This is a genomic window from Mucilaginibacter aurantiaciroseus, from assembly GCF_024055595.1.
Classification (GTDB): Bacteria; Bacteroidota; Bacteroidia; order Sphingobacteriales; family Sphingobacteriaceae; genus Mucilaginibacter; species Mucilaginibacter aurantiaciroseus.
Map to the genome: position 1 here is coordinate 486,147 of NZ_JAMXOF010000002.1, position 25,584 is coordinate 511,730.

Sequence of the window (25,584 nt, forward strand, 5' to 3'; positions counted from 1 at the left end):
AATTGTAGCACAATTGTTGTAACTAATGGAATGTTAACTTCAATAAACATCTACCAAAAATGAAAATCAAATCAATTACCTATGTAGCGCTATTCTGTATGATGGGTGCCGCAGCGTGTACCGGCAGTGGGTCAAAAGCCGCCGGGGATAGCACCGCTAAAGATTCTAACCCGGCACCTGCCGATACCGCTAAGTCAATGGCCTTAAAACCAAAAGGAGCGGCACCTGCCTGGGCGCCGGATATTAAACCCGAAATGCAGGCCGTTATCGAAAAACTGGTAAGCTATGGCGATAAACCCATCCCTGAATTAACCGCTGTTGAAGCCCGCAAGAACCACACCCCAACAGACGCGGTGATGGACCTGATGAAAGAAAACAACATCCCAAAATCGGTATTTAATGTAGATACCATGGGTAAAGACATCCCGGTTGAAGGTGGCAGCATCCACGCACGTATTTATATGCCTAAAACAGGCAAAGCATCATACCCGGTAATTGTATATTACCATGGTGGCGGTTTTGTAATAGCCAATTTGGATGTTTACGGTGCATCTGCCAATGTACTGGCCGACAAAACAGATGCTATTGTAGTATCTGTAGCTTACCGTTTAGCACCCGAGTATAAATTCCCAACCGCGCATAATGATGCTTTTGCAGCCTACAAGTGGGTTTTAGCAAACGCCGCAGGTATGAAAGGCGACGCTAAAAAGGTAGCCGTAGTAGGTGAAAGTGCCGGTGGTAACCTGGCTATCAATACCGCCATTAAAGCCCGCGATAGCAAAATTATGGTGCCTACAGCCATTGTTGCTGTATACCCTGTTGCCGGTGCTGACATGACTACTGCATCATACATAAAAAATGCTGCCGCGAAACCATTGAATAAACCAATGATGATGTGGTTTGTGAAAAATTACCTTAACAATATGGCAGAGGGTAAAGACCCACGCATCAACCTAATTGCCGCAAACCTTAAAGGCCTGCCGCCAACTACTGTAATTACCGACGAGATAGACCCGTTGCAAAGCGAAGGCATGGCTTTGGTTGAGAAACTAAAAGCTGCCGGCGTAACTGTCGACAGTAAAAACTGGGATGGCGTAACCCACGAGTTTTTTGGAATGGGTGCTGTAGTGCCACAAGCTAAAGAGGCAGAAATGTATGCTGTTGATCAGCTTAAAAAAGCTTTCGGGATGTAATGTTCCGGCTGGTCTTATAATACGAACGCCGGGCATCTTGTCTGGCGTTTTTTGTTTTAAATGCACAGGGATCATCCTGAGCTTGTCGAAGAACGCGCGGGGGGATAGCCTGCCAATGGTTCCACAGGCCCACCATGACAATTTTAATACCGCCGGTTCAAGCGTTCACGCTTGAACCATTCATAATGTAAGCGCCTACGCTTATGTTTTAATAATCGCAAGCGTAAACGCTTGCCCCGATATTAGTTTCTGGCGTGGACGCTTGAAACGGCGTTATGGCCTGGCGAAGCAATAGCATGGTGACTAAATAATGTCACTTCTTTTATCATCATAAAAACAGATATTTGATGTGCTAACCTAATAAGCTACCAATTATGAAGTTCCGCATCCTGTTAACAGCACTGATATTTGCCTGCATTATAAATTCATCGGCACAAACCAAACGCCTTACTTATTGTAACCCGCTAAATTTAGATTATGGCTACACGCCCTTCGAGAATTTTGCTGCCTGGGGTAAGCACCGCGCCACTGCCGACCCAACCATGACGTTATTTAACGGCAATTATTACCTGTTTAGCACCAATCAGTTCGGTTACTGGTGGAGCAGCGATATGCTGAACTGGAAGTTTGTATCGCGCAAGTTTGTGAGGCCCTATAACGAGGTAAAAGGGGATGAGCTTTGCGCGCCCGGCACATTGGTTTTGGGCGATACGCTGCTGGTGATCGGCTCCACTTATAATAAAGATTTTACGTTGTGGATGAGTACCGACCCAACCCACGATACCTGGAAAGCTGCCAAAGATTACTTTAAAGCAGGCGCCTGGGACCCGGGATTGTTTGCCGATGATGATGGCCGCGTTTACATCTACCATGGCAGCAGCAACACCCTGCCTATGTACGGGCAGGAGATAGACCGCAAAACATTTGAACCCATCGGCCCGAAAAAAGAAATGATAAAACTGGACTGGAAAGAGCATGGTTGGGAGCGTTTCGGCGAGAATAACGATAACGTATTCCTGACCGGGTTTATGGAAGGCGGCTGGATGAATAAGCACAACGGCAAATACTACCTGCAATATGCCGCGCCGGGTACCGAAGGCCGTGGCTATGGCGACGGCGTTTACGTTGGCGATAAACCACTTGGTCCGTTCACTTATCAAAAGCATAACCCGTTCAGTTATAAACCGGGCGGCTTTGCAAAAGGAGCGGGGCATGGCGCAACCTGGGCAGATAAGTTTGGTAACTACTGGCACATTAGCACTATGGTGATAGATGTGAAGAACAACTTTGAACGCCGCATAGGCTTTTGGCCGGCCGGTTTTGATAAGGACGGCGTGCTGTATGCCAACACCGCTTATGGCGATTACCCGCATTATTTACCGGCAGGTAAGGAAGATCACCTAAAAAGTAATTTTACAGGCTGGATGCTGCTGAACTATAATAAGCCCGTGCGGGTATCGTCAACGCTTGGGGCTTACGTACCAAACCTTGCGGTTGATGAGGATATTAAAACTTACTGGAGCGCTAAAACAGGAAACAAAGGGGAATGGCTAAAAACAGACCTGGGCGATGTAAGTACTATCAAAGCCATCCAGCTAAACTATGCCGACCAGGATGCCACCTTTATGGGGAAATCATTGGGCGTATATCACCAGTATGTGATCAGTTCATCAACTGATGGAAAAACCTGGAAAACTCTGGTAGATAAAAGCAGGAACAAAACTGACGTGCCCCACGATTATATCGAGCTTAAAACCGCGGTTAAAGCCCGTTATTTAAAGATCACAAATCTGCATATGCCAACAGGTAAGTTTGCTTTATCTGGCTTTAGGGTATTTGGAAAAGGGGCTGGTGCCGCGCCGGATACGGTTAAAAATCTGATTGTTTTACGTGGCGATGCCGAACGCCGCAATTCCTGGCTCCGCTGGCGCCAAACCGACGGCGCGGTAGGCTATACCATTTACATGGGCACCGAGCCGGATAAACTGTACAACAATATTATGGTGTACAACGTAAACGAGTACTACTTTAACGGCATGGAAAAAGGCCTGCCGTATTACTTCCAGATAGAGGCATTTAACGAGAATGGGATAAGTAAAAGGACGAAGGTGATGAGGGTGGAGTGATGTATTAATGAAACCCTTACAATTGCGAGGAGCGACAGTGACGTGGCAATCTTAGATAAAAAAGTCGGTGACAGGCCTATCGAAGATTACCACGCTACGGTCGCAATGACGTGTTGGCAATATTGGCTTAAAAATTGCGCTTTATATCAAACTGATCTGTATGCTTAAACTATTATCTGCCGTTGCTTTTATAATTGTTTTAAATCTGTCGGCCAAAGCCCAAACTCAGGACAGCACACTCAAGCTATCGCCTGTTAAGACCTTGAGCGATATACAATATAACGCATTAACAAAGGGGAACGACCTTTACGAGATGGATAAGGTGGCCAGCCAGAACAATTATCCGTCATCAGAAAAGGCTTTAAAATTTAAAAAGGAGATGGATCTAAGCCCAACGCAGGTTGCATCTTTAATTAAGATAAACACGGAGCTAAAGCGTAAGAAAATAGAAATGGGCAACTTTATTGTAACTAACGAAACCAAGCTGGATGCCTTGTTCCGCGCTAAAAAGATCAACGAAAGCGACCTTATCTATTATACTAACCGCTATGGTTTATACCAGGGCGAGTTGCGGAATGCTATTTTAAACGCGGCGCTTAATACCTATTATTTACTGTCGCCGGGGCAGATAGCAAAGCTTAACAAATTGAAATAATCATAATTAAAACAATATGCCGATGGATTTATTTAATTTAGCGGCCAATAAAATTGTATGAAGATTACATTTGATTTTGAAAAACCACTGGCAGAATTGCAGGGGCAGATAGAAAAGGTTAAGCAGGTTGAAGAAAAAAACAAGCTCGACATGTCGGCCACCGTTGCAGAATTGGAAGCCAAGATGGAAGCCACCAAGAAAGAGATTTATGCCAACCTAACCGGCTGGCAAAAAGTACAGATATCCCGCCACCCCGAGCGCCCTTATACCCTACAATATCTTGAGCTGATGTGCGATGATTTCATCGAGATGCATGGCGACCGTACCGTAGGTGATGATAAAGCGATCATAGGCGGTTTTGGGACGTTAAATGGTCAAACAGTGATGTTTATTGGTCACCAAAAAGGCCGTAATACCAAGGAGCGCCAGTTCCGTAATTTTGGTATGGCCAACCCCGAAGGTTACCGCAAAGCTTTAAGGCTGATGAAAATAGCCGAGAAGTTTGGCAAGCCCGTGGTTACCCTTATAGATACCCCCGGAGCATTCCCCGGCCTTGAGGCTGAAGAGCGCGGGCAGGGCGAAGCTATTGCCCGTAACCTGCTGGAAATGTCTGTGTTAAAGGTGCCTATCATTTGCGTGGTAATTGGCGAAGGTGCATCAGGTGGTGCATTGGGTATAGGTATTGGCGATAAAGTGATGATGCTGGATAACTCGTGGTATTCGGTTATCTCTCCGGAAAATTGTTCTACCATCCTGTTCAAAACATGGGAGCAAAAAGAACGCGCTGCCGAAATGCTGAAACTGACCTCGACAGAGATGCTGAAGAACAAGTTGATAGACGGTGTAATCAAAGAACCACTTGGCGGCGCGCACCAGGATCCAATTGCTATGGCTGCAACGCTAAAGAAACAACTGATCAAAGACCTTAAAAACCTAACAGAACGCAACGTTGACGAATTAGTTACCGAACGGATCAACAAATTTTGCAACATGGGTGTTGTAGAAGAAGATTAATTTTTTAGGTAGTAGATAAATGAAAAGCGGCTTAATGGCCGCTTTTTTTGTTCCGTGTTCATCGAAAATGGAAATACGTTAAAGCTTTTATTGTTGATAATGAGGTTTTTATGAAATGTTCATGGTGTTCACGTAGTGAACGTGAACACTTGCCAGTCAATATGACGAGTGGGTATTAAACAAGAAAAGCGGCTCATCGCCGCTTTTCTTGTTTCTAAAAATCTAAATTCTATTGTTGTGTTTGCATACCGCCAAACTTGGTGCCGAAGTCTTTCAACTGGGCGCTTATTTTAGCACTTAGCGCATCCTGTTTATAGGTTTTGGTTAGGTTAACCATGCCGTTAAGTAACGACAAGAACAGCTGCACATCGCGGGTGTTTAAGCTGCGATCACTTTTTTGATAAAGGATATAGCTGTAATTCAGTTGGTCTGCTATGTAAGCATCAATTTGGTTAGTAAGCTTAAGGCCTAAAGTAGCATCACCCATACGGAACAGGCTTTCTGCCATGTAATATTTACGCACTGCCAATTCAGATGAGATGATTACAGCAGGCATTACATCGTCATATTTCTTCAACGCGTTTTTAGCCAAATCCTGGTGGCCTTCTTTTAAAAGGTTATCGGCAAGGGTTGCATACAAACGGGTTATTAGCGGGTAAAACAGGTTTAACGATTCATGATCCAAGTAACTGGCATTTTTAAAGTTGCCGTATTTATACTTGTTGATCATGTTGTCATACATTTTCAACGTATTGCTATTTTCTTGCGCGGCAGCAGTTGTATCCGGCTTGTAAGGCATCAACCTGTAGGTTAAACCTTCACTATACAGGTATTTATCAAGCCCAAGCATATTATCGCTTGGTACGGTTGATGCAAAGTAAACCGGGCGTTTCCAGTTGTTATGTGCCAGGATATCCATCATAGCCAGGTTATCTTTAGTTACATATTTACCCGGGTAGGTCCAGTCCATTTCAGGTACTATTTGGTCTTTTTTATCGGCAGGTACGGTGCCGTATTTAACAACATCAGCAGCATTAACCGTTAATTTAAAGTTTTTGCTTGGCAGATAATTAGCGCTTTCGCCGTTTTGGTACTGCACCATATTGTCTTTACTGTCTGATGTTATAAAGTCGAATACTTCCTTCAACTCTACATTGCCTGCAATTTTAGCGTCGTTGTAATAAATCACATCGCGGATGCCTGTTTTAAACTTATCATTAGGCATGCTGATAGGCAGTGGCGCCGAATTATTCATTTTGCCCTTCATCTGGCGGATATACCAATCCGTACCCAGTAAGCTTAAGTTTACAATACGCACATCCGGGCGAACGTTTTCAACCTCCTGGATATACCAAAGCGGGTAAGTATCGTTATCGGCGTATGTGAAAAGGATAGCATTTGGCGCACACGAGTTTAAATAATCGTAAGCGATATCGTGCGGGGTAAGCTTGGTAGAGCGGTCATGGTCATCCCATTCCTGGTTAGCCATAAGTGCTGGTGCAGCAAGCAAACATAATACGGTGGCAATTAGGGCGCTGGTTTTAGGATTAATCTTTTTGCTCAGCAAATCAGCGATAAATAATACGCCCAGTCCAATCCAAATCGCAAAGGCATAGAACGAACCTGCATACGCATAATCACGCTCACGTGGCTGTAGAGGGTCCTGATTAAGGTAAAGCACAATGGCTAAGCCCGTGAAGAAGAAAAGTATCACCACCACACCCGCATCGCGCTGGTTGCGTTGGAAATGATAAACCATCCCCAATAAACCTATAATTAGTGGCAAGAAATATAACCTATTGTATGATTTACTTAGCGTAACCGTGCTTGGGAGGTCTTTATTACCAAATCCGCTTAACCAGCTGCCATCAGCACCTTGGGCAGTTTGCCCGTCCATTTCGTTAGCGCGACCTACAAAGTTCCAAAGGAAATAGCGGGTGTACATCTGTGTAACCTGCCAGCTAGTAAAGAAACCGATATTGGTAGCCATGGTAGCCATGGTAGGGTGCTCCTCGTGCCCTAATTGCGACCACGTTTTGTAAAACTCGGCATGGCCGGGTTTTTGACTAAACATACGCGGGAACAGGGTGTTTCTGTCGTAAATGGTACTTAGTTTTTTACCGGCAATTTCGTATTCCTTTTCGCCGCGGCGGTATATTTTAGCGCCCTCTGTTTGGTCGGTAACCTGCGAGTCGAAGTATTCGCCGTATAATAAAGGCGTATCGCCATATTGGTCGCGGTTTAAGTAGCTGTTTACAGCAAATGGGTCTTGCGGGTCGCTGTTATTAAGGTTAGTACCCGCTTTAGCGCGGATCACGATCATCACAAATGAACTGTAACCAAACAAAATGAAAGCAGCACATATCAGTACGCGGTTAAGCGCAACACGCCTTTCGCGCACTTTTAAAACATATTCTAACAATGCTAAAATAGCCGCTGCGCCTATAAAGCCTATAATGCCTGCGCTAATGGTAAGCAATGCCACAAAGCAAAATACCGCTATTCCCAAATAAGTAGTGGTAGGTTTGATGGTATAATAAATACCTGATGCTAAAGTGCCAATCACTAATATAAAGAACACGATAGCACCGCTGCCGAAGCCCATGCCTAAGGTGTTTACAAATAGTAAATCGGAGAAGGCCGCACCTTTAACGGTAAACTGTATAACGCCCCATAATATTAGTGCAACGGTTATTACACCTAAAACAAACGACCAGATAGTGCCTGAAGCGGTTACGTTTTTTGCCCTGCGAAAGTAAATAACCAACGCAATTGCCGGTATAACCAGCAAGTTTAGCAAGTGAATGCCTATTGATAAGCCCATTACATAGGCGATGAAAATAATCCATTTATCAGCACGGTTTTCATCGGCGTGGTTTTCCCATTTCAATATCGCCCAAAAAACAATTGCGGTACAAAGCGACGACTGCGCGTAAACCTCGCTCTCCACAGCCGAGAACCAGAAGGTATCAGACCAGGTATAAGCCAATGCCCCCACCAAACCTGCACCAATAATTTGGATGATGTTTGTTTGGGTGATCTCTTCGCCGACTTTAACAACTAATTTTTTTGCCAATGCGGTTATCGTCCAAAATAAGAATAGGATAGTTGCACCACTGGCCAGGGCCGATGCCATGTTGGTGAAGTAGGCCACCTTCATGTTATTGCCCATAGATAGGAGCGAAAATACTTTACCTATCATGGTAAACAGGGGCGCACCGGGTTGGTGGGCTACCTGCAGGCGGTAAATACAAGCTATAAATTCGCCGCAATCCCAAAAGCTGGTAGAGGGTTCAAGCGTTAAAATGTAGGTTATTGATGCAATAATGCCGGCAGCCCAGCCAAAAATATTGTTGATCTTATTGTAGTTCATGCTGTTTATTACAAGCTAAATCAGGTTTAAGTAGCCGAAAATAAGAAAAACATTAAGATGTTTCGGTTAAAAGAAGTAAACCTTAACACTTTTTAACGGATGATTTGGCTGTAAAAACAATTTCAAATACTTTTTTAAATTTTGCTTTTGAGTTTTGAAAAATCATCCTATATTTGCATTCCTTTTCGAGGTAGAATACAACCCAAAGGAGATTGCCTGATAGTATAATGGTAGTACAACGGTTTTTGGTACCGTTTGTCTAGGTTCGAATCCTGGTCGGGCAACGTTGAAATTTCGGATTTCGGATTTTTCATTTCGGATTTATTTCCAAGATAAAAATCGAAATCCGATTGTTTTTTATACCGGGGTTGATGAACTAGGGACTGCTGGTTGAGGTGTTAAAGCCGAGATCATAAATCGTAAATCCAAAAGAAAATGCCTTTACAGTTTAATACAGTTAAGCTATTTGCAGGATCAGGTTCTAAGGATCTGTCAGAACACATTGCTACATCATACGGGCAACCGCTTGGCGATGTGGTTTTGTCGCGTTTTAGCGACGGCGAATTTCAACCGCATTTTAACGAAAGTATTCGTGGTTGTGATGTGTTTTTAATACAAAGCACACATCAGCCTACCGATAACCTCATGGAACTGCTAATGATGATTGATGCCGCACGCCGTGCATCTGCCCACTACATTATTGCAGTTATACCTTACTTTGGTTTGGCCCGTCAGGACAGGAAAGATAAGCCTCGTGTTGCCATAGGCTCAAAACTGGTGGCAAATTTATTAGTAGCCGCAGGTATCAACCGTATTATGACGATGGACCTGCACGCTGCACAAATCCAGGCGTTTTTTGATGTGCCGGTAGATCACTTAGATGCATCTATCATATTTGTACCTTATATAAAAAGCCTTAATTTAGGTAATATAACCATTGCATCGCCGGATATGGGCGGCTCTTACAGGGCGCGTAGCTTTGCAAAGTTTTTTAATGCCGAAGTTGTTATTTGCGATAAACGCCGCAAGCGTGCAAATGAAATTGAAAGCATGACCATTATTGGCGATGTTACCAATCAGGACATTGTACTGATAGATGACATTTGCGATACGGCAGGTACGCTTGCAAAAGCAGCCGGCTTAATTATGGAGCGTGGTGCACGCAGCGTTCGCGCGGTATGTACACACCCGGTGTTATCCGGTAAGGCTTACGAAACTATCGAAAACTCGGCATTAACGGAATTGATAGTGACCGATACCATACCGTTGAAGCACAGCAGCCCTAAAATAAGGGTACTTACAACTGCCGACTTGTTTGCAAAAGCAATAAGCAATGTAAACGAGCATGGCTCAATAAGCCAGCTTTTTAAAGTAGACTAAAAATATCCATACCATGTTGGTATGGTTTTGAATAATAAATAATAATGAAATCATTTGCTATTAGCGGTTCTCCAAGAGAGAACGTAGGGAAAAGAGACGCTAAAGGACTGCGTTACCAAGGCTTAGTGCCTGCAGTACTTTACGGTGGTGCAACACAAACCCACTTTGCAGTGTCCGCAGCTGATTTGAGAGCCCTAGTTTATACTCCGGTTGTTCATTTCATCGACATTGAAGTTGCTGGTGTTAAATCACAAGCAATTATTAAAGATATGCAGTTCCATCCTTTAACTGAACAACTTATCCACATCGACTTTTTATTGTTAGATCAAAACAAGCCGGTAACTATCGAGATCCCTGTAAAATTAACAGGTACTTCTCCGGGTGTTAAAGTGGGTGGTAAATTAGTTCAAAAACTAAGGAAACTGCGTGTTAAAGCATTGCCAAAAGATCACTTAGATAACATCGAAGTGAGCATCGAAGACCTTGAGGTTGGTAAATCAGTAAAAGTTAACGAGATTAACTTGCCTAACCTTACTATCACTAATGCACAAGAAGATACAATTGTATCTGTAACCACTTCACGTGCTTTACGCCAGGCTGAACAAGAAGCAGGTAAAAAATAATTTGTGGTGATAACACCGATTATTGTGTAATTACAACGATTACAGCGATAGGATATCCTATCGCTGTTTTTGTTTAATCATATCGTTAAAACAATTACAGGGTTAAAATTAAGAGAGTAAACTATAAAAGCAACGGAGTTAAACCCATCGCAATTTTTGTATAATTGTGGTTGTAAAAGTTTCCCTTATTAAGGGCAGAGGAAATATGAAGTATTTGATAGTAGGACTGGGAAATATTGGGCCTGAGTATGCGGATACAAGGCATAATATCGGTTTTATGGTGCTTAATGAAATGGCGAAGCAGGAGGGGGCAAAATTTTACACCATGCGCCTGGCTGCATATACCGAAGTGTCTTTTAAAGGCCGCACCTTGTCGCTTATCAAACCAACCACCTATATGAACCTTAGTGGTAAGGCCCTAAACCATTGGATGAAGGAGTTGAAGATCCCGGTTGAGAATGTACTGGTTATTGTTGATGATATTGCACTGCCATTAGGCACGCTGCGTTTAAAACCTAAAGGCAGTGCTGCCGGGCATAATGGTTTAAAACACATCGAAGCTACATTGGGCAATAACGAATATGCGCGGCTGCGTTTTGGCGTGAGCGATAATTACCCTAAAGGCCGCCAGGTTGATTATGTGTTAAGCGGATTTGATGACGATGAAAAACCCGAGTTACCTGCCCTGATAGACCGCTCGATAGAAATGATAAAGAGCTTTGCTACTATTGGCACTGAGTTGACCATGACTAAATTCAATAAATAAGTTGTGAATACTAAGTTGTTATTAATAGGTATTGCTTTTGTAATAGTTGGGTTGCTAATGTATTTGGACGTTAGAAATAGAAGACCGGCTTCTGAAAAAACCAATTGGAATGGACAGCTATTACCACAATTTATTGAATTTTGGATTTACGCAATTCTGAGTATAGTTGTTGGGCTGGTGTTTATTTTAAAATCATTTTAACAATTTATATCCTATGAAAGTTTACGGCATCACCAATTGCAATACGGTAAAAAAAGCACTCGACTGGCTTAAGGCCAATAATGTAACTTACGAGTTTCACGATTTTAAAAAACTTGGTGTTAGCGCCGAAAAACTGAATGAGTGGGATAGCAAGGCTGGCTACGAAAAGTTTATGAACAAGCAGGGCCTTACCTACAAACAGCTTGACCCGGTTGTTAAAGAGGGCATCAAAACCAAAGACGATGCTTTGGCTTTACTACAACAAAAAACCAGCATGATCAAACGCCCGGTGATAGAGAATGGCGATTTCCTTTTTTTTGGTTTTGATGAAGCTGTGTATCAAAAAATATTGTTAGCGTAGTAACTTTTGCTAATTGCTTAACAATTAGCGTAATTTAATTATTACAGTTAATAAATGTCATAGTAGCTAATTCAATTATTACTATACTTGTCCTTGTTTTTACCAAATCATTAAAAAATTATGAAATTGAAACTAATTGCCGGGTTTACGTTGGCTTTTATGTCTGTTACGGGCATTAGCCAGGCACAGCAAGCCCCGGTGAGTAACTATAATTACCACGAAGCTTTTGCGCCGTTCTTTTACACCAAAAATGGTAACGAGTTCCGTGCGGCAGATGGCCAGCCCGGTGCAAAATACTGGCAAAATCGTGCCGACTACCAACTATCGGCCATCCTTAACGATCAAAACAATGAGGTTACAGGTGCCGAAGTATTAACCTATACCAATAACAGCCCACAAAAACTGGATTTCTTGTGGATGCAGTTAGATCAAAACTTATTCAAACAAGATTCTCGCGGTACAGCTATTATCCCGCCAAGCGGAAGCCGTAACGGTGGCCGTGGTAATCTGGCTAACGTAGGTTATAATATTAAATCTGTTAAGATAGGCGATACACCGGTTAAGTTTTTAATAAACGATACCCGTATGCAGGTGTTTTTACCAACTGGGGTTAACCCAAACGGCGGCCAGGTAAAACTGAATATTGAGTATTCATTTGTAGTGCCTGAGTATGGTTCTGACCGTACCGGGATCCAAAACACAAAAAATGGTAAGATCTACACTGTTGCACAATGGTACCCGCGTATGTATGTATATGACGATATCATGGGTTGGAACACCTTGCCTTACACGGGCCCTGCCGAGTTTTATTTGGAGTATGGCGATTTCGACCTGAGCATTACTGCTCCTGCAAATCATATTGTAGTTGCATCAGGTGAATTACAAAACCCGCAGGATGTTTACACGCCTGAGCAATTGAAGCGTTGGGCATTAGCTGAGAAAAGCGAGGAAACGGTGGTTATCCGTTCTGCAAGTGAAGTTACCGATGCGGCATCTCGCCCGGCGGGTAAAAAACAATTAACCTGGAAATTCAAGGTCAAGAATGCCCGTGATGCATCATGGGGTTCATCAGCAGCCTTTATTATTGATGCTGCCAAAATGGACTTGCCAAGCGGTAAAAAATCGACAGCAATATCTGCCTACCCGGTTGAAAGCGGTGGTAAAGATGCATGGGGCCGCTCTACTGAGTATGTGAAAAAATCTATTGAGTATAACTCACAAAAATGGTTCGAATACCCTTATCCTGCTGCTACGGCTGTTGCCGGTGTAGTTGGTGGTATGGAGTACCCGGGTATTGTTTTCTGTAGTTGGAAAGCTAAAAAGGGTTCACTCTGGGGTGTTAATGATCACGAATTTGGCCATACGTGGTTCCCCATGATCGTTGGTTCTAACGAACGTTTATATGGCTGGATGGACGAAGGTTTTAATACTTTCATCAACACTTTAAGCACTGCCGATTTTAACAAAGGCGAGTACGCCGGTAAAAAACAGGACATGCAAAAAGTTGGTGCTTACTTAACCAGTTCGCAAATGGAGCCGGTAATGAGCTACCCTGAAAACTTAAGGGAAGAAAATACCGGCTGGATGTTATACTTTAAACCGGGCATAGGTTTAACCTTACTGCGCGAGCAGATCTTAGGCCCTGAGCGTTTCGACTTCGCTTTCCGTGCCTATATAGCACGCTGGGCATTTAAACACCCCACGCCTGATGATTTCTTCCGTACGATGGAGAACGCAAGCGGCGAAACCCTGCAATGGTTCTGGAGAGGCTGGTATGTAAACAACTGGCGCCTGGATGTTGGCGTTAGAGATGTTAAATATGTAAGTGGTGATGCGTCAAAAGGGGCATTGATCACTTTAGATAACCTTGATAAACTGGTTATGCCGGCTACGCTGGAAATTAAGACCGTTAGTGGTAAAGTTGACCGTATTAAACTGCCTGTTGAAATTTGGGAACGCAACAGTACATTTATTGTTAGATACCCGTCTACAGAAGAAATACAATCTGTTACCTATGACCCGGACAAAGTATTGCCGGACTATAATTCGGACAATAATGTTTGGAAAAAGTAACAATAATAAAAAACTCGGTTTAGGCCGGGTTTTTTGTTGATTTGAAGTATTATAATTGAAACCTTTGCCCGGCAAAACAGGTTTAACTGTTAGCTAATCCATCTGCCATGAAAAAACTATTTCCCCTCATCATTTTATTAATTACCACAGCAACATTTGCTAACGCCCAAACCATATTTAAAGGTACTGTATACGAGCATGGCACCAATAAACGCCTGCCAGATGTTTTTATAAAGGACATCACCAATAAACAGGTAAGCATTACAGATAAGAACGGGAACTTTGGCATCCGGGCCGCGGCAGGGCAAACGCTTATATTTAATTCGCCGGGATATATATCAGATACCTTGTACCTGGTTGATATGTCGCCTAAAAAGATAGAGCTTACCACATCAATGATATCATTAAGGGGAGTAAACATTACAGCTACCCGTATCGCATTTAACCCAAGGGAAGAATATCCCGAAGTTTACGAGAAAAGTAAGGTGTACGCTTTTTCGCCATCAACCTGGTTTAGCGACGAAGGTAAAAAGGCCCGCAGGTTAAAGCACTACTTTCAGCGCGAAGCCGAAGAGCGTAATATTGATGCAGCCTTTAGCCCGGCGTACGTAACCAGCCTGGTGCCTTTACGGGGTAACGATCTGGAGAACTTCATGACTATGTTTAGGCCAAGCTATGCATTCCTTCGCAGTAATAACAGCGAATCTATGGTGGCTTATATCAACGATAGCTATAAAAAATTTATGGTTTTACCGGCAGATAAGAGAGCGCCGCAATCGCTTAAATAATAAGGGTTAAATCGGCATAAAAAAATATAAAATATTGTATTTCAAAATTAAAAGTAATTTCCTACCTTTGACGTCCCTGAAAGGAGGTATTTGGAATTATGATCATTATTAACGTAAAAGACGGCGAATCATTAGACAAAGCATTAAAACGCTTTAAAAAGAAATTTGAAAAAACGGGTGTTTTAAGAGAACTGCGCAGTCGCCAGGCTTTCGAGAAAAAATCAATTACCCGCAGGCATGAAATTAAACATGCTATTTACAAGCAAAATATGAATTTAGAAACTACTGTTTAATTCTTCTTCGAAAAGAATTTACAGATTTTCTTGTCACTATAAAAAAACTATTTGTACATTCAATTTATTGGGTGTTCAAATAGTTTTTATGTTTTCAGATAAGTTTATACAGTACGTCAGTTTTGAGAAGAGGTACTCGCCCCATACTGTATTAGCTTACAAAAGCGACCTGGAGCAGTTCGTGCTTTTTTTGAACCCGCCCAACGCCATACCACAGGTTACCCACCCATCAGAAATTACCCATCACGACATCCGCAACTGGATGGTTGCCCTAATGGATAATAAACTATTAGCCCGCTCTGTTAACCGTAAAATTGCCACGCTGCGCAAATACTTTAAATTTTTATTGCAAGAGGGAGAGGTTACCATTAACCCAACATCGCGCATTACTGCGCCCAAAGTACCCAAGAACCTGCCAACCGTTGTTGACGGCGATAAACTTACCCGCATGTTGGATGGCAGGATGGACGCAACGGGCGACGATCCTATTTTTTCAAACGACTTTTCCGGCCTGCGCGATAAACTAATTATTGAAATGCTTTTTGGCACCGGCATGCGCCTGGCCGAAATTACGGGCATAAAAGATGAAGATATAAATTGGTACGAAAGCACTGTTAAAGTTTTAGGTAAACGCAACAAACAGAGGATAATACCCTTAAATAACGAACTTATACAACTGTTAAAGCGTTATGCAGAGGCGAAAAAAAGTGAAAATTTTAATAACAATTCCTTAATGTTACTCGTTACAAATAAAGGAGCAAGCGCATATTCAAAGCTTATATATTTAATAGTGCAAAAGTACTTGTCGCATATATCAACTCAGGATAAACGCAGCCCCCACGTGTTAAGGCATACGTTTGCGACCAGCTTGTTAAATAATGGTGCCGATTTAAACGCGATAAAGGAGTTATTGGGCCATGCTAACCTTAGCGCAACGCAAATTTATACGCACAATTCAGTAGAACGACTTAAATCTATTTATAAACAAGCCCATCCAAAGGCATAAAAAGGAGGAAAAATGAAAATTACCGTGCAATCTATTCACTTTAGTGCAGACCAGAAATTGTTGGATTTTATTCAGAAGAAGGTAGATAAGCTGGAAACCTTTTTTGATCACATCATAAGTGGTGAAGTATATTTAAAATTAGAGAATGTAGATGATGAGGCAAACAAGATAAGCGAGATTAAAATTTTGCTGCCGGGAAACCAAATTTTTGCAAAAGAAAAGTGCAAAACGTTTGAAGAGGCTACCGATTTGGTGGTTGAGAGCCTTCGCAAACAGATAGAAAAGCATAAAACAAAAAAATCTATAGCTGCCGAAGCTGCTAAAAAAGCAGCTCTTATTACGGAAGAGGATGATTTTTAAGCATATATGAGCGCTGATTTGTAGCGCAGATCGGCAGGTTTAAAGCCTGCCGATTTTTTTTGCAAAAATATTTTGTACAGCTCTATTTTTTTGTAGATTTGCAATCCCTTTCAGAGAGGCCTTAACCGCCACTATGATTATTGAAAGGGTGGTTCTTTAAATAGAAAAAAATAGTGCAATATTAATTGCAGTCAAATATCCAAAAAGCCCGAAACGGTAAATAGGTAATGGCAACAATTTAAGCCTCCTTAGCTCAGCTGGTAGAGCGACTGACTTGTAATCAGTAGGTCATTGGTTCGATCCCGATAGGAGGCTCTGTTTATTTCGGAAATGGTATGCTTAGCTTCCAATTAGGCATAACAGATCCGAAATCAACAATGGGGGGATACCAGAGCGGTCAAATGGGGCGGACTGTAAATCCGCTGCTTCGGCTACGAAGGTTCGAATCCTTCTCCCCCCACATTTTTGAGTTAGCAGTTTATAATTGGCAGTTGGCAATAAGCCTCTTGAAAACGATAAGCTGCTAACTTGATTATAAAGGTTTTCGGGAAACGCAATATCGGCCAGGCATAATGCCAACTGAAAAATGCCAACCGAAATTAATAAGCGGAAGTAGCTCAGTTGGTAGAGCGATAGCCTTCCAAGCTATAGGTCGAGAGTTCGAACCTCTTCTTCCGCTCTAAATGAACTAATACAAGCCGACGTAGCTCAGGGGTAGAGCACTTCCTTGGTAAGGAAGAGGTCATGGGTTCAAATCCCATTGTTGGCTCATAATTTTAACAGATTATAATTTTTAAGAATAAATTAACCTACAAACAAATATAAATCATGGCAAAAGAAAAATTTGACCGCAGCAAACCGCACTTAAACATCGGTACAATCGGTCACGTTGACCACGGCAAAACAACTTTAACTGCAGCTATAACTAAAGTGTTATCTGACGCAGGTTTATCAGAAGCTCGTTCATTTGAGTCAATTGACTCGGCTCCTGAAGAAAAAGAACGTGGTATAACTATCAACACAGCGCACGTTGAGTACTCAACTGCAAACCGTCACTACGCTCACGTTGACTGTCCAGGTCACGCGGATTATGTGAAAAACATGGTTACTGGTGCGGCTCAGATGGACGGTGCAATTATCGTTGTTGCTGCTACAGATGGTCCTATGCCTCAAACTCGCGAGCACATCCTTTTGGCTCGTCAGGTAGGTGTGCCTTCATTGGTTGTATTCATGAATAAAGTGGATATGGTTGATGATCCAGAATTATTAGAATTAGTTGAAATGGAAATTCGTGAATTATTATCATTCTACGATTTCCCTGGCGATGATATCCCTGTTATCCAAGGTTCAGCATTAGGCGGTCTTAACGGCGATGTTAAATGGGTAGGTAAAATTATGGAGTTGATGGATGCTGTAGATAGCTACATTCCAATCCCTCCACGTTTAACTGAGCTTCCTTTCTTGATGCCTGTTGAGGACGTATTCTCGATCACTGGTCGTGGTACTGTTGCAACTGGTCGTATCGAGCGTGGTATCATCAACTCTGGTGAGCAGGTTGACATATTAGGTATGGGTGCTGAGAACTTAAAATCAACCGTAACTGGTGTTGAGATGTTCCGCAAGATCCTTGATCGTGGCGAAGCTGGCGACAACGTAGGTTTATTATTACGTGGTATTGAAAAAACCGATATCCGTCGTGGTATGGTTATTTGCAAACCAGGTTCTGTTAACCCACATACAGATTTTAAAGCAGAGGTTTACGTATTATCAAAAGCAGAAGGTGGCCGTCACACTCCATTCTTCAACAAATACCGTCCTCAATTCTATTTCCGTACAACTGACGTAACCGGTGAAATTTCATTGGCAGAAGGTGTAGAAATGGTTATGCCAGGTGATAACGTTACTATCACTGTAAAGCTAATCAACGCTATCGCTATGGAAAAAGGTCTACGTTTCGCTATCCGTGAGGGTGGTAGAACAGTAGGTGCTGGTCAGGTAACTGAAATATTAGCATAATTACAATCTGCCTTTAGGCAGAGCAAACGGTTAATTTTTGTGTAAAGTACCGGGACTTTTGTCTCGGTACTTTATTCACAATAAGTAAACACAATAAATTTCTCCATTTTTGGAGATAGTATACACGGGAATAGTTCAACGGTAGAATAGAGGTCTCCAAAACCTTTGATCAGGGTTCGAATCCTTGTTCCCGTGCATAAGCAATTAATAAAATGGCAGGCGTAGCTGAATACATTAAAGAATCATACATCGAGTTGACCGAGAAAGTAACCTGGCCAACCTGGACAGAATTGCAAAACAGTGCCGTATTGGTGTTGATAGCTGCAATTATTATTGCTATGGTCATTTTTGGTATGGACCAGATCATTGGCTATTTGCTTAATCAGTTTTACACTTCACTAACCTAATTATACAATAGATGAGTGATCAATTAAAGTGGTACGTAGTTAGAGCCATCAGTGGTAAAGAAAAAAAAGTAAAACAATATATAGACGCTGAAGTAAGCAGGTTAGGAATAACACACTTGGTACCCCAGGTGCTTATCCCGACTGAAAAGTATTACCAAATGCGCGATGGAAAGAAAATTGCTAAAGAACGCAATTACTTCCCGGGTTATGTATTGATGGAAGCCTCACTTGACGGTGAGCTGGAACACATCATAAAAAATGTGAACAGTGTAATTGGTTTCTTAGGCGATAAGCAAGGTAATGCTATCCCTTTACGCCAGGCCGAAGTTAGCCGTATTTTAGGTAAGGTTGATGAGATGAGCGCACAAGGCGAAACTATGAACGTACCATATTACGCTGGCGAAAACGTTAAAGTAATGGATGGTCCATTCAACGGTTTTAGCGGCGTAATAGAAGAGGTTAACGAAGAGAAAAAGAAATTAAAAGTAATGGTAAAGATATTCGGGCGCCGTACGCCGCTTGAATTGAATTACATGCAGGTAGAGAAAGAATAGTTTGGTGAGTGATTAATGGTTAATTAATAAATAGTTGACCGAAACCTGACCCAAGCAAACACAATATTAAATACACAGAGCGTTTGATAACATAAGAGTGACAACACTTACCACTCACAAAATCAACCACTCACAAAACCTTAAATGTTACTTAGCTTCCACTTACTAACATTGAGTTATAATTAAAACAAATCAAAATGGCAAAAGAAGTCGGTGCGATGGTAAAGCTACAAGTAAAGGGCGGCGCTGCAAATCCATCTCCTCCAATTGGCCCAGCATTGGGTGCAAAAGGTGTGAACATTATGGAGTTTTGCAAGCAGTTCAACGCACGTACCCAGGATAAACCTGGTAAAGTGTTACCTGTAGTTATTACTGTTTATGTCGACAAGTCTTTCGATTTTATCATCAAAACCCCTCCCGTTGCTATCCAACTTTTGGAAGTTACAGGCTTAAAAGGTGGTTCGGCTGAACCTAACCGTAAAAAAGTTGCCAATGTAAATTGGGAACAGGTTGAGACCATAGCTAAAGATAAAATGATTGATTTGAATGCATTTACAGTAGAATCAGCCATGAGAATGGTGGCAGGTACTGCCCGCAGTATGGGGATAACCGTATCAGGTACGGCACCCTGGAATAATTAATTAATACAAATCAGTTTAAGACAGTGGCTAGATTAACAAAAAATCAAAAAGCGGCACTCTCCAAAATTGAGGCTAACAAAACGTATACGTTAGAAGCAGCGTCATCGCTGGTAAAGGAATTAACCAATACCAAATTTGACTCATCTGTAGATATCGATGTACGCTTAGGTGTTGATCCTCGTAAAGCCAATCAAATGGTACGTGGTATTGTAACATTGCCTCATGGAACCGGTAAAACTGTACGTGTGTTGGTGCTTTGTACTCCTGATAAGGAACAAGAAGCAAAAGATGCAGGTGCGGATTTCGTAGGTTTGGATGATTATATTGCCAAGATTGAAAGCGGATGGACTGATGTTGATATTATCATTACTATGCCAAGCGTTATGGCTAAGGTAGGTCGTTTGGGTCGTATATTAGGCCCGCGTAACCTTATGCCTAACCCTAAATCAGGAACAGTAACACCAGAAGTTGGTAAAGCTGTAACTGAGGTAAAAGGTGGTAAGATCGATTTCAAGGTTGATAAAACCGGTATCATTCACACTTCAATAGGAAAAGCATCTTTCACTGCTGAGAAAATTTATGAGAATGCATTAGAAGTATTGCAAACTATCTCTAAATTAAAACCATCAGCAGCAAAGGGCACATATTTTAAGAGCATACATATCTCTTCAACAATGTCGCCAGGAATCACAATTGAAACTAAATCAGTAGCGGGGATCTAATCATGAATAAAGAAGAAAAACACGACCTTGTTCTTGCCCTTGCTGATCAGATTAAAGAGTACGGTAATTTTTATATTACTGATACTGCTGATCTAACAGTTGTAAAAGTGAATAATATCCGTCGTCAATGTTTCGAGGCTGATATCATCATGCTTGTAGCAAAAAACAGCTTGATCAAAAAAGCTATGGAAGCTGCAGAAGGTGATTTTTCCCCGATATATGATGTATTAAAAGGTTCTTCATCAATCCTTTTCTCAAAATCAGCAACTGCCCCGGCAAAGTTGATCAAAGCTTTAAGGAAAAAAGGTGATAAACCGGTTTTAAAAGCAGCATACATTGATTCAGCGATATTTATTGGCGATAATCAATTAGATACTTTGACTAAATTGAAGTCAAAAGAGCAATTGATCGGCGAGATAATAGGCTTACTACAATCACCAGCGAAAAACGTTATTTCTGCATTACAATCAGGCGGAAATATCCTTGCAGGTGTTGTAAAAACATTACAAGAAAGAGGTTAACAAACACCTTAAAGTTTGATATTAAACAAAAAGAATTAAGTAAAAAATAAAAAATAAAATGGCGGATTTAAAAGCGTTTGCTGAACAGTTGGTAAACTTGACAGTAAAGGAAGTAAACGAATTAGCTCAGATCTTGAAAGACGAGTATGGCATTGAGCCAGCTGCTGCAGCTGTTGCTGCTGCACCGGCTGCTGGTGGTGGCGATGATGCTCCTGCTGCTGCTGCTGAGCAAACTGCATTTGACGTGATCCTGAAAGAAGCAGGTGGTTCAAAGTTAGCAGTTGTTAAATTAGTAAAAGACTTAACTGGCTTAGGTTTGAAAGAAGCTAAAGATTTAGTTGACAGTGCACCTAAAGAGGTAAAAACTGGCGTAACTAAAGAAGAAGCTCATTCTTTGAAATCTCAATTAGAAGAAGCTGGAGCAGTAGTTGAGGTTAAATAATTTAGCCTAACACCAAATAGCATCAGACTCCGATCATTTTTGGTCGGGGTCTATTGCCGTTTATACACATTAGATTTGAGGCGTAAGATAAGAGATATGAGATCTTACGTAATTACAACAGGCTTTAAGCGATTGTCTTCAATCTAACGTCTAACATCTCATATCTGAAACACAGGTTTAATAAAATTAAATTATAACACCTTGGCAAACAATATTAACCAAAGAGTAAACTTTGCAACCAGCAGAAAGGTACTTGATTACCCCGATTTCCTGGATGTACAGTTACAATCTTTCCAGGAATTTTTTCAATTGGAAACCACGTCAGACAACCGCTATAAAGAGGGGTTGTTTAAAGTATTTGCCGAAAACTTTCCTATTTCAGATTCAAGGAACATCTTCGTTTTAGAGTTTCTTGATTATTTTATTGATCCGCCACGTTACGATATACGCGAGTGTATTGAGCGCGGGTTAACTTACAGTGTGCCATTAAAAGCAAAACTTCGCTTATCATGTAATGATGCCGAGCACGAAGATTTTGAAACAATTGTACAGGACGTGTACCTGGGAACTATCCCATACATGACGCCTAAAGGTACGTTTGTTATCAATGGCGCCGAGCGTGTAATTGTATCACAATTACACCGTTCACCTGGTGTGTTCTTTGGCCAAAGCCGCCACACCAACGGTACAAAACTATACTCTGCCCGTGTTATACCTTTCAAAGGTTCATGGATAGAGTTTGCTACAGACGTTAATAACGTGATGTATGCCTACATTGACCGTAAAAAGAAATTCCCGGTTACTACGCTTCTGCGTGCTATAGGCTACGATTCTGATAAAGACATCTTAGAATTGTTTGAGCTTGCAGACGAAGTTAAAGTAAGCAAATCTGGTCTGAAGAAATTCATTGGCCGTAAGCTTGCTGCAAGGGTGCTTAAAAAATGGGTAGAAGATTTCGTGGATGAGGATACCGGTGAAGTGGTATCTATTGACCGTAACGAGATCATCCTTGAGCGCGAAACCGTATTGGAAGACGATCACATCGATATGATCATTGATGCAGGTGTTAAAACCATCATCCTTAACAAGGAAGATGCTGCCACCAGCGGTGATTATACTATTATATATAACACGTTACAAAAAGACACTTCAAACTCTGAGAAGGAAGCGGTTGAACACATCTATCGCCAGTTGCGTAACGCCGAACCACCTGATGAAGAAACAGCTCGTGGTATCATCGATCGTTTATTCTTCTCTGATAAAAGATACGATTTGGGCGATGTGGGCAGGTACCGCATCAACCGTAAATTAAAGTTGAATACTTCTGACGAAACAAAAGTATTAACCAAACAGGATATCATCGCGATTGTGAAATACCTGATCAAATTAATCAACTCAAAAGCTGAGGTGGATGATATTGATCACTTGTCAAACCGTCGTGTTCGTACCGTTGGTGAGCAACTTTACGCACAATTTGGTGTTGGTTTGGCTCGTATGGCACGTACCATCCGCGAGCGTATGAACATTCGTGATAACGAGGTGTTCACACCAACCGACCTAATCAATGCACGTACACTATCATCTGTGATTAACTCGTTCTTCGGAACAAACCAGTTATCACAGTTTATGGACCAAACCAATCCACTGGCAGAGATTACGCACAAGCGTCGTCTGTCAGCCTTAGGCCCCGGCGGTCTGTCGCGTGAGCGTGCAGGTTTCGAGGTTCGTGACGTACACTACACCCACTACGGTAGGTTATGTACAATTGAAACTCCGGAAGGACCGAACATTGGTTTGATCTCATCACTTTGTGTACACGCTAAAATCAATAACTTAGGCTTTATCGAAACACCATACAAACGTGTGGTTGACGGTATTGTACAGGTTAACGAGCCGGTTATTTACCTATCTGCAGAAGATGAAGATGGTAAAACTATTGGCCAGGCTAACGCTTATTACGATGATAAAGGTGTTTTCGCTAACCCACGTGTAAAAGCACGTTTCGAAGGTGACTTCCCTATTATCGACCCGGACAAACTGGATCTGATGGACATCGCTCCAAACCAGATCACGTCAATCGCGGCTTCATTGATTCCTTTCCTGGAGCATGATGATGCTAACCGTGCCTTGATGGGATCTAACATGCAACGCCAGGCCGTACCATTGTTACGCCCCGAAGCGCCAATTGTAGGTACAGGTTTGGAAGGCCGTGTAGCAAAAGACTCTCGTACCCTTATCAACGCCGAAGGTGATGGTGTGGTTGAGTATGTTGATGCTAACGAGATCAAAATTAGATATGACCGTAACGATCTTGATCGTTTGATCTCTTTTGATGGCGATACCAGGAGCTACCTGTTAACTAAATTTAAAAAGACCAATCAAAGCACTACCATCAACTTGAAGCCTATTGTTAAGAAAGGCCAGCGGGTTACTAAAGGTGAAGTGCTTTGCGAGGGCTATGCAACCCAGAATGGTGAGCTTGCCTTAGGCCGTAACCTTAAGGTGGCATTTATGCCTTGGCAAGGTTACAACTTTGAGGATGCGATCGTAATATCTGAGCGTGTAGTATCTCAGGATATATTCACATCACTTCACGTTGAAGAATTTGAACTTGAAGTGCGTGATACAAAACGCGGCGAAGAGGAATTGACACCGGATATCCCTAACGTATCAGAAGAAGCTACCAAAGACCTTGACGAAGACGGTATTATCCGTGTTGGTGCCGAGGTTAAAGAAGGCGACATACTGATAGGTAAGATTACTCCAAAAGGTGAATCAGACCCTTCTCCGGAAGAAAAATTGTTACGTGCCATCTTTGGTGATAAAGCAGGTGATGTTAAGGATGCTTCTTTAAAAACTCCGCCGTCAATAGCGGGTGTTGTTATCGATACAAAATTATTTAGCCGTGCTAAAAAAACCACTAAAGCGGAAGAAAAAGCGCAAATTGAAAAACTTGATGCTAAACATGATAAAGCTGTAAAAGATCTTAAAAACACGCTAATTGAGAAGTTATTTGAGATTGTTAACGGTAAAACATCACAAGGTGTTTACAATGTTTACAAAGAGTTATTTGTAGCTAAAGGTGTTAAGTTTACTCAAAAAATATTGTCTGAGCTTAGCTACGAAAGTATCAACCCAACAAAATGGACAACTGACGATGATAAGAACGACCATATAAAAACTTTGCTTCATAACTATAATATTAAAGTGAACGAAGAACTGGGTGCTTACCGTCGTGATAAGTTTGCTATTAGCGTAGGTGATGAGCTTCCATCAGGTATTGTTCAAATGGCTAAAGTTTACATCGCTAAAAAACGTAAGCTTAAAGTAGGTGATAAAATGGCGGGCCGCCACGGTAACAAAGGTATTGTTGCGCGTATTGTACGTGACGAGGACATGCCTTTCTTAGAAGATGGTACCCCGGTTGATATTGTGTTGAACCCACTGGGTGTACCTTCACGTATGAACCTTGGCCAGATCTACGAAACAGTATTAGGTTGGGCAGGTAAAGAGCTTGGTGTAAAATTCGCTACTCCTATTTTTGATGGTGCAAGCCATACCGAAGTAGAAGAGTGGGTTAAAAAGGCAAACTTACCGGAATCTGGCCGTACCTATTTATACAATGGTTTAACAGGCGACCGTTTTGACCAGCAAACAACCGTAGGTATTATCTACATGCTTAAACTGGGCCACATGGTTGACGATAAGATGCACGCGCGTTCTATCGGGCCATACTCATTAATTACACAACAGCCATTGGGTGGTAAAGCCCAGTTTGGTGGTCAGCGTTTTGGTGAGATGGAGGTTTGGGCACTTGAGGCATTTGGTGCATCAAACATCCTGCAGGAAATATTAACTGTTAAATCGGATGATGTTGTTGGCCGTGCCAAAACTTATGAAGCTATTGTTAAAGGTGAAAACTTGCCTACGCCATCAGTACCGGAATCATTCAACGTATTGGTTCACGAATTAAGAGGTTTAGGTTTGGATATCACTTTAGAATAAAGGTTGTTGTAAAGTTGTAAGGTTTGAATGTTGAAAGGTTAACGCCATAACATTCCAACCTTAC

At 41.9% G+C, this 25,584-nt stretch carries 22 protein-coding genes and 6 tRNA genes; 27 read left to right on the top strand and 1 reads right to left on the bottom strand.

The genetic code is table 11. The features are described 5' to 3' along the window. Window positions 1–59 precede the first annotated feature (59 nt). The 4 genes from NAF17_RS10340 to NAF17_RS10355 all read left to right on the top strand — a co-directional run bounded on the left by NAF17_RS10340 (window position 60) and on the right by NAF17_RS10355 (window position 4,988). Window positions 60–1,193 carry an alpha/beta hydrolase gene (locus tag NAF17_RS10340; protein ID WP_252757917.1) on the top strand — a complete coding sequence of 378 codons (1,134 nt, stop codon included), beginning with the start codon at window positions 60–62 and terminating at the stop codon, window positions 1,191–1,193. Between the two features lie 374 nt (window positions 1,194–1,567). Then, window positions 1,568–3,319, top strand: coding sequence for a family 43 glycosylhydrolase (locus NAF17_RS10345; RefSeq protein WP_252757918.1), 1,752 nt, complete (start codon window positions 1,568–1,570; stop codon window positions 3,317–3,319). 160 nt (window positions 3,320–3,479) lie between these two features. Beyond that, complete coding sequence (locus NAF17_RS10350; protein WP_252757919.1) at window positions 3,480–3,974, top strand: hypothetical protein; 495 nt, start codon at window positions 3,480–3,482, stop codon at window positions 3,972–3,974. 57 nt (window positions 3,975–4,031) lie between these two features. Then, entirely contained in the window at window positions 4,032–4,988 is a 957-nt protein-coding gene (locus tag NAF17_RS10355; protein ID WP_252757920.1) for an acetyl-CoA carboxylase carboxyltransferase subunit alpha, read from the top strand. A 229-nt stretch (window positions 4,989–5,217) separates the two neighbouring features. On the opposite strand, the gene NAF17_RS10360 is transcribed toward NAF17_RS10355, so the two are convergent. Continuing rightward, the gene (locus NAF17_RS10360) at window positions 5,218–8,361 is read right to left on the bottom strand and encodes a glycosyltransferase family 117 protein (RefSeq protein ID WP_252757921.1); all 3,144 of its coding nucleotides are present in this window, start codon (window positions 8,359–8,361) and stop codon (window positions 5,218–5,220) included. Between the two features lie 213 nt (window positions 8,362–8,574). On the opposite strand from NAF17_RS10360, the gene NAF17_RS10365 reads away from it, so the two are divergent. From NAF17_RS10365 to rpoB, 23 genes are all read left to right on the top strand, one after another. Continuing rightward, window positions 8,575–8,645 (top strand) — tRNA-Gln (locus tag NAF17_RS10365). 151 nt (window positions 8,646–8,796) lie between these two features. Beyond that, complete coding sequence (locus NAF17_RS10370; RefSeq protein ID WP_252757922.1) at window positions 8,797–9,741, top strand: ribose-phosphate pyrophosphokinase; 945 nt, start codon at window positions 8,797–8,799, stop codon at window positions 9,739–9,741. Between the two features lie 44 nt (window positions 9,742–9,785). Further along, entirely contained in the window at window positions 9,786–10,364 is a 579-nt protein-coding gene (locus NAF17_RS10375) for a 50S ribosomal protein L25/general stress protein Ctc (RefSeq protein WP_252757923.1), read from the top strand. 205 nt (window positions 10,365–10,569) lie between these two features. Continuing rightward, window positions 10,570–11,130, top strand: a complete 561-nt coding sequence (gene pth / locus NAF17_RS10380) for an aminoacyl-tRNA hydrolase (protein WP_252757924.1) — start codon at window positions 10,570–10,572, stop codon at window positions 11,128–11,130. A gap of 214 nt (window positions 11,131–11,344) precedes the next feature. Continuing rightward, window positions 11,345–11,692: a Spx/MgsR family RNA polymerase-binding regulatory protein gene (locus tag NAF17_RS10385; RefSeq protein WP_252757925.1), complete on the top strand. Its 348-nt coding sequence runs from the start codon at window positions 11,345–11,347 to the stop codon at window positions 11,690–11,692. A gap of 120 nt (window positions 11,693–11,812) precedes the next feature. Next, window positions 11,813–13,765, top strand: coding sequence for a M1 family metallopeptidase (locus NAF17_RS10390; protein WP_252757926.1), 1,953 nt, complete (start codon window positions 11,813–11,815; stop codon window positions 13,763–13,765). Window positions 13,766–13,872: 107 nt separating this feature from the next. Beyond that, window positions 13,873–14,553, top strand: a complete 681-nt coding sequence (locus tag NAF17_RS10395) for a peptidase associated/transthyretin-like domain-containing protein (protein ID WP_252757927.1) — start codon at window positions 13,873–13,875, stop codon at window positions 14,551–14,553. Window positions 14,554–14,651: 98 nt separating this feature from the next. Beyond that, a complete protein-coding gene (gene rpsU, locus NAF17_RS10400) occupies window positions 14,652–14,846 on the top strand; it encodes a 30S ribosomal protein S21 (protein WP_067059690.1) in 195 nt (64 codons plus the stop codon). Between the two features lie 88 nt (window positions 14,847–14,934). Beyond that, window positions 14,935–15,852 carry a phage lytic cycle repressor MrpR family protein gene (locus NAF17_RS10405; RefSeq protein ID WP_252757928.1) on the top strand — a complete coding sequence of 306 codons (918 nt, stop codon included), beginning with the start codon at window positions 14,935–14,937 and terminating at the stop codon, window positions 15,850–15,852. A 12-nt stretch (window positions 15,853–15,864) separates the two neighbouring features. Beyond that, on the top strand, window positions 15,865–16,212 hold the full coding sequence (hpf, locus tag NAF17_RS10410) for a ribosome hibernation-promoting factor, HPF/YfiA family (protein ID WP_252757929.1): 348 nt from the start codon (window positions 15,865–15,867) through the stop codon (window positions 16,210–16,212). Window positions 16,213–16,454: 242 nt separating this feature from the next. Continuing rightward, window positions 16,455–16,527 (top strand) — tRNA-Thr (locus tag NAF17_RS10415). 64 nt (window positions 16,528–16,591) lie between these two features. Then, window positions 16,592–16,672, top strand: a tRNA-Tyr gene (locus tag NAF17_RS10420). A 146-nt stretch (window positions 16,673–16,818) separates the two neighbouring features. Beyond that, window positions 16,819–16,891 (top strand) — tRNA-Gly (locus tag NAF17_RS10425). Window positions 16,892–16,909: 18 nt separating this feature from the next. After that, window positions 16,910–16,981, top strand: a tRNA-Thr gene (locus NAF17_RS10430). 59 nt (window positions 16,982–17,040) lie between these two features. After that, window positions 17,041–18,228 (top strand): elongation factor Tu, encoded by a 1,188-nt coding sequence (gene tuf, locus NAF17_RS10435; RefSeq protein WP_252757930.1) that lies wholly within the window; start codon window positions 17,041–17,043, stop codon window positions 18,226–18,228. Window positions 18,229–18,352: 124 nt separating this feature from the next. Further along, window positions 18,353–18,423: transfer RNA gene (locus tag NAF17_RS10440), tRNA-Trp, on the top strand. A gap of 17 nt (window positions 18,424–18,440) precedes the next feature. Continuing rightward, on the top strand, window positions 18,441–18,635 hold the full coding sequence (gene secE, locus NAF17_RS10445) for a preprotein translocase subunit SecE (RefSeq protein WP_252757931.1): 195 nt from the start codon (window positions 18,441–18,443) through the stop codon (window positions 18,633–18,635). An 11-nt stretch (window positions 18,636–18,646) separates the two neighbouring features. Next, on the top strand, window positions 18,647–19,189 hold the full coding sequence (gene nusG, locus NAF17_RS10450) for a transcription termination/antitermination protein NusG (RefSeq protein ID WP_252757932.1): 543 nt from the start codon (window positions 18,647–18,649) through the stop codon (window positions 19,187–19,189). A 197-nt stretch (window positions 19,190–19,386) separates the two neighbouring features. Further along, window positions 19,387–19,830, top strand: coding sequence for a 50S ribosomal protein L11 (gene rplK, locus NAF17_RS10455; protein ID WP_252757933.1), 444 nt, complete (start codon window positions 19,387–19,389; stop codon window positions 19,828–19,830). A 23-nt stretch (window positions 19,831–19,853) separates the two neighbouring features. Then, window positions 19,854–20,552, top strand: a complete 699-nt coding sequence (gene rplA, locus NAF17_RS10460; protein WP_252757934.1) for a 50S ribosomal protein L1 — start codon at window positions 19,854–19,856, stop codon at window positions 20,550–20,552. Between the two features lie 2 nt (window positions 20,553–20,554). Next, on the top strand, window positions 20,555–21,073 hold the full coding sequence (gene rplJ / locus NAF17_RS10465; protein ID WP_252757935.1) for a 50S ribosomal protein L10: 519 nt from the start codon (window positions 20,555–20,557) through the stop codon (window positions 21,071–21,073). A gap of 58 nt (window positions 21,074–21,131) precedes the next feature. Further along, window positions 21,132–21,515 (top strand): 50S ribosomal protein L7/L12, encoded by a 384-nt coding sequence (gene rplL, locus NAF17_RS10470; RefSeq protein ID WP_252757936.1) that lies wholly within the window; start codon window positions 21,132–21,134, stop codon window positions 21,513–21,515. A gap of 201 nt (window positions 21,516–21,716) precedes the next feature. Then, a complete protein-coding gene (gene rpoB, locus NAF17_RS10475; protein ID WP_252757937.1) occupies window positions 21,717–25,520 on the top strand; it encodes a DNA-directed RNA polymerase subunit beta in 3,804 nt (1,267 codons plus the stop codon). Window positions 25,521–25,584 lie beyond the last annotated feature (64 nt).

What these genes read in the sequence shown, in the direction of transcription:
- NAF17_RS10340 (WP_252757917.1), top strand. Translation starts at nt 60, where the DNA reads ATGAAAATCAAATCAATTACCTATGTAGCGCTATTCTGTATGATGGGT.
- NAF17_RS10345 (WP_252757918.1), top strand. Translation starts at nt 1,568, where the DNA reads ATGAAGTTCCGCATCCTGTTAACAGCACTGATATTTGCCTGCATTATA.
- NAF17_RS10350 (WP_252757919.1), top strand. Translation starts at nt 3,480, where the DNA reads ATGCTTAAACTATTATCTGCCGTTGCTTTTATAATTGTTTTAAATCTG.
- NAF17_RS10355 (WP_252757920.1), top strand. Translation starts at nt 4,032, where the DNA reads ATGAAGATTACATTTGATTTTGAAAAACCACTGGCAGAATTGCAGGGG.
- NAF17_RS10360 (WP_252757921.1), bottom strand. Translation starts at nt 8,361, where the DNA reads ATGAACTACAATAAGATCAACAATATTTTTGGCTGGGCTGCCGGCATT.
- NAF17_RS10370 (WP_252757922.1), top strand. Translation starts at nt 8,797, where the DNA reads ATGCCTTTACAGTTTAATACAGTTAAGCTATTTGCAGGATCAGGTTCT.
- NAF17_RS10375 (WP_252757923.1), top strand. Translation starts at nt 9,786, where the DNA reads ATGAAATCATTTGCTATTAGCGGTTCTCCAAGAGAGAACGTAGGGAAA.
- pth (WP_252757924.1), top strand. Translation starts at nt 10,570, where the DNA reads ATGAAGTATTTGATAGTAGGACTGGGAAATATTGGGCCTGAGTATGCG.
- NAF17_RS10385 (WP_252757925.1), top strand. Translation starts at nt 11,345, where the DNA reads ATGAAAGTTTACGGCATCACCAATTGCAATACGGTAAAAAAAGCACTC.
- NAF17_RS10390 (WP_252757926.1), top strand. Translation starts at nt 11,813, where the DNA reads ATGAAATTGAAACTAATTGCCGGGTTTACGTTGGCTTTTATGTCTGTT.
- NAF17_RS10395 (WP_252757927.1), top strand. Translation starts at nt 13,873, where the DNA reads ATGAAAAAACTATTTCCCCTCATCATTTTATTAATTACCACAGCAACA.
- rpsU (WP_067059690.1), top strand. Translation starts at nt 14,652, where the DNA reads ATGATCATTATTAACGTAAAAGACGGCGAATCATTAGACAAAGCATTA.
- NAF17_RS10405 (WP_252757928.1), top strand. Translation starts at nt 14,935, where the DNA reads ATGTTTTCAGATAAGTTTATACAGTACGTCAGTTTTGAGAAGAGGTAC.
- hpf (WP_252757929.1), top strand. Translation starts at nt 15,865, where the DNA reads ATGAAAATTACCGTGCAATCTATTCACTTTAGTGCAGACCAGAAATTG.
- tuf (WP_252757930.1), top strand. Translation starts at nt 17,041, where the DNA reads ATGGCAAAAGAAAAATTTGACCGCAGCAAACCGCACTTAAACATCGGT.
- secE (WP_252757931.1), top strand. Translation starts at nt 18,441, where the DNA reads ATGGCAGGCGTAGCTGAATACATTAAAGAATCATACATCGAGTTGACC.
- nusG (WP_252757932.1), top strand. Translation starts at nt 18,647, where the DNA reads ATGAGTGATCAATTAAAGTGGTACGTAGTTAGAGCCATCAGTGGTAAA.
- rplK (WP_252757933.1), top strand. Translation starts at nt 19,387, where the DNA reads ATGGCAAAAGAAGTCGGTGCGATGGTAAAGCTACAAGTAAAGGGCGGC.
- rplJ (WP_252757935.1), top strand. Translation starts at nt 20,555, where the DNA reads ATGAATAAAGAAGAAAAACACGACCTTGTTCTTGCCCTTGCTGATCAG.
- rplL (WP_252757936.1), top strand. Translation starts at nt 21,132, where the DNA reads ATGGCGGATTTAAAAGCGTTTGCTGAACAGTTGGTAAACTTGACAGTA.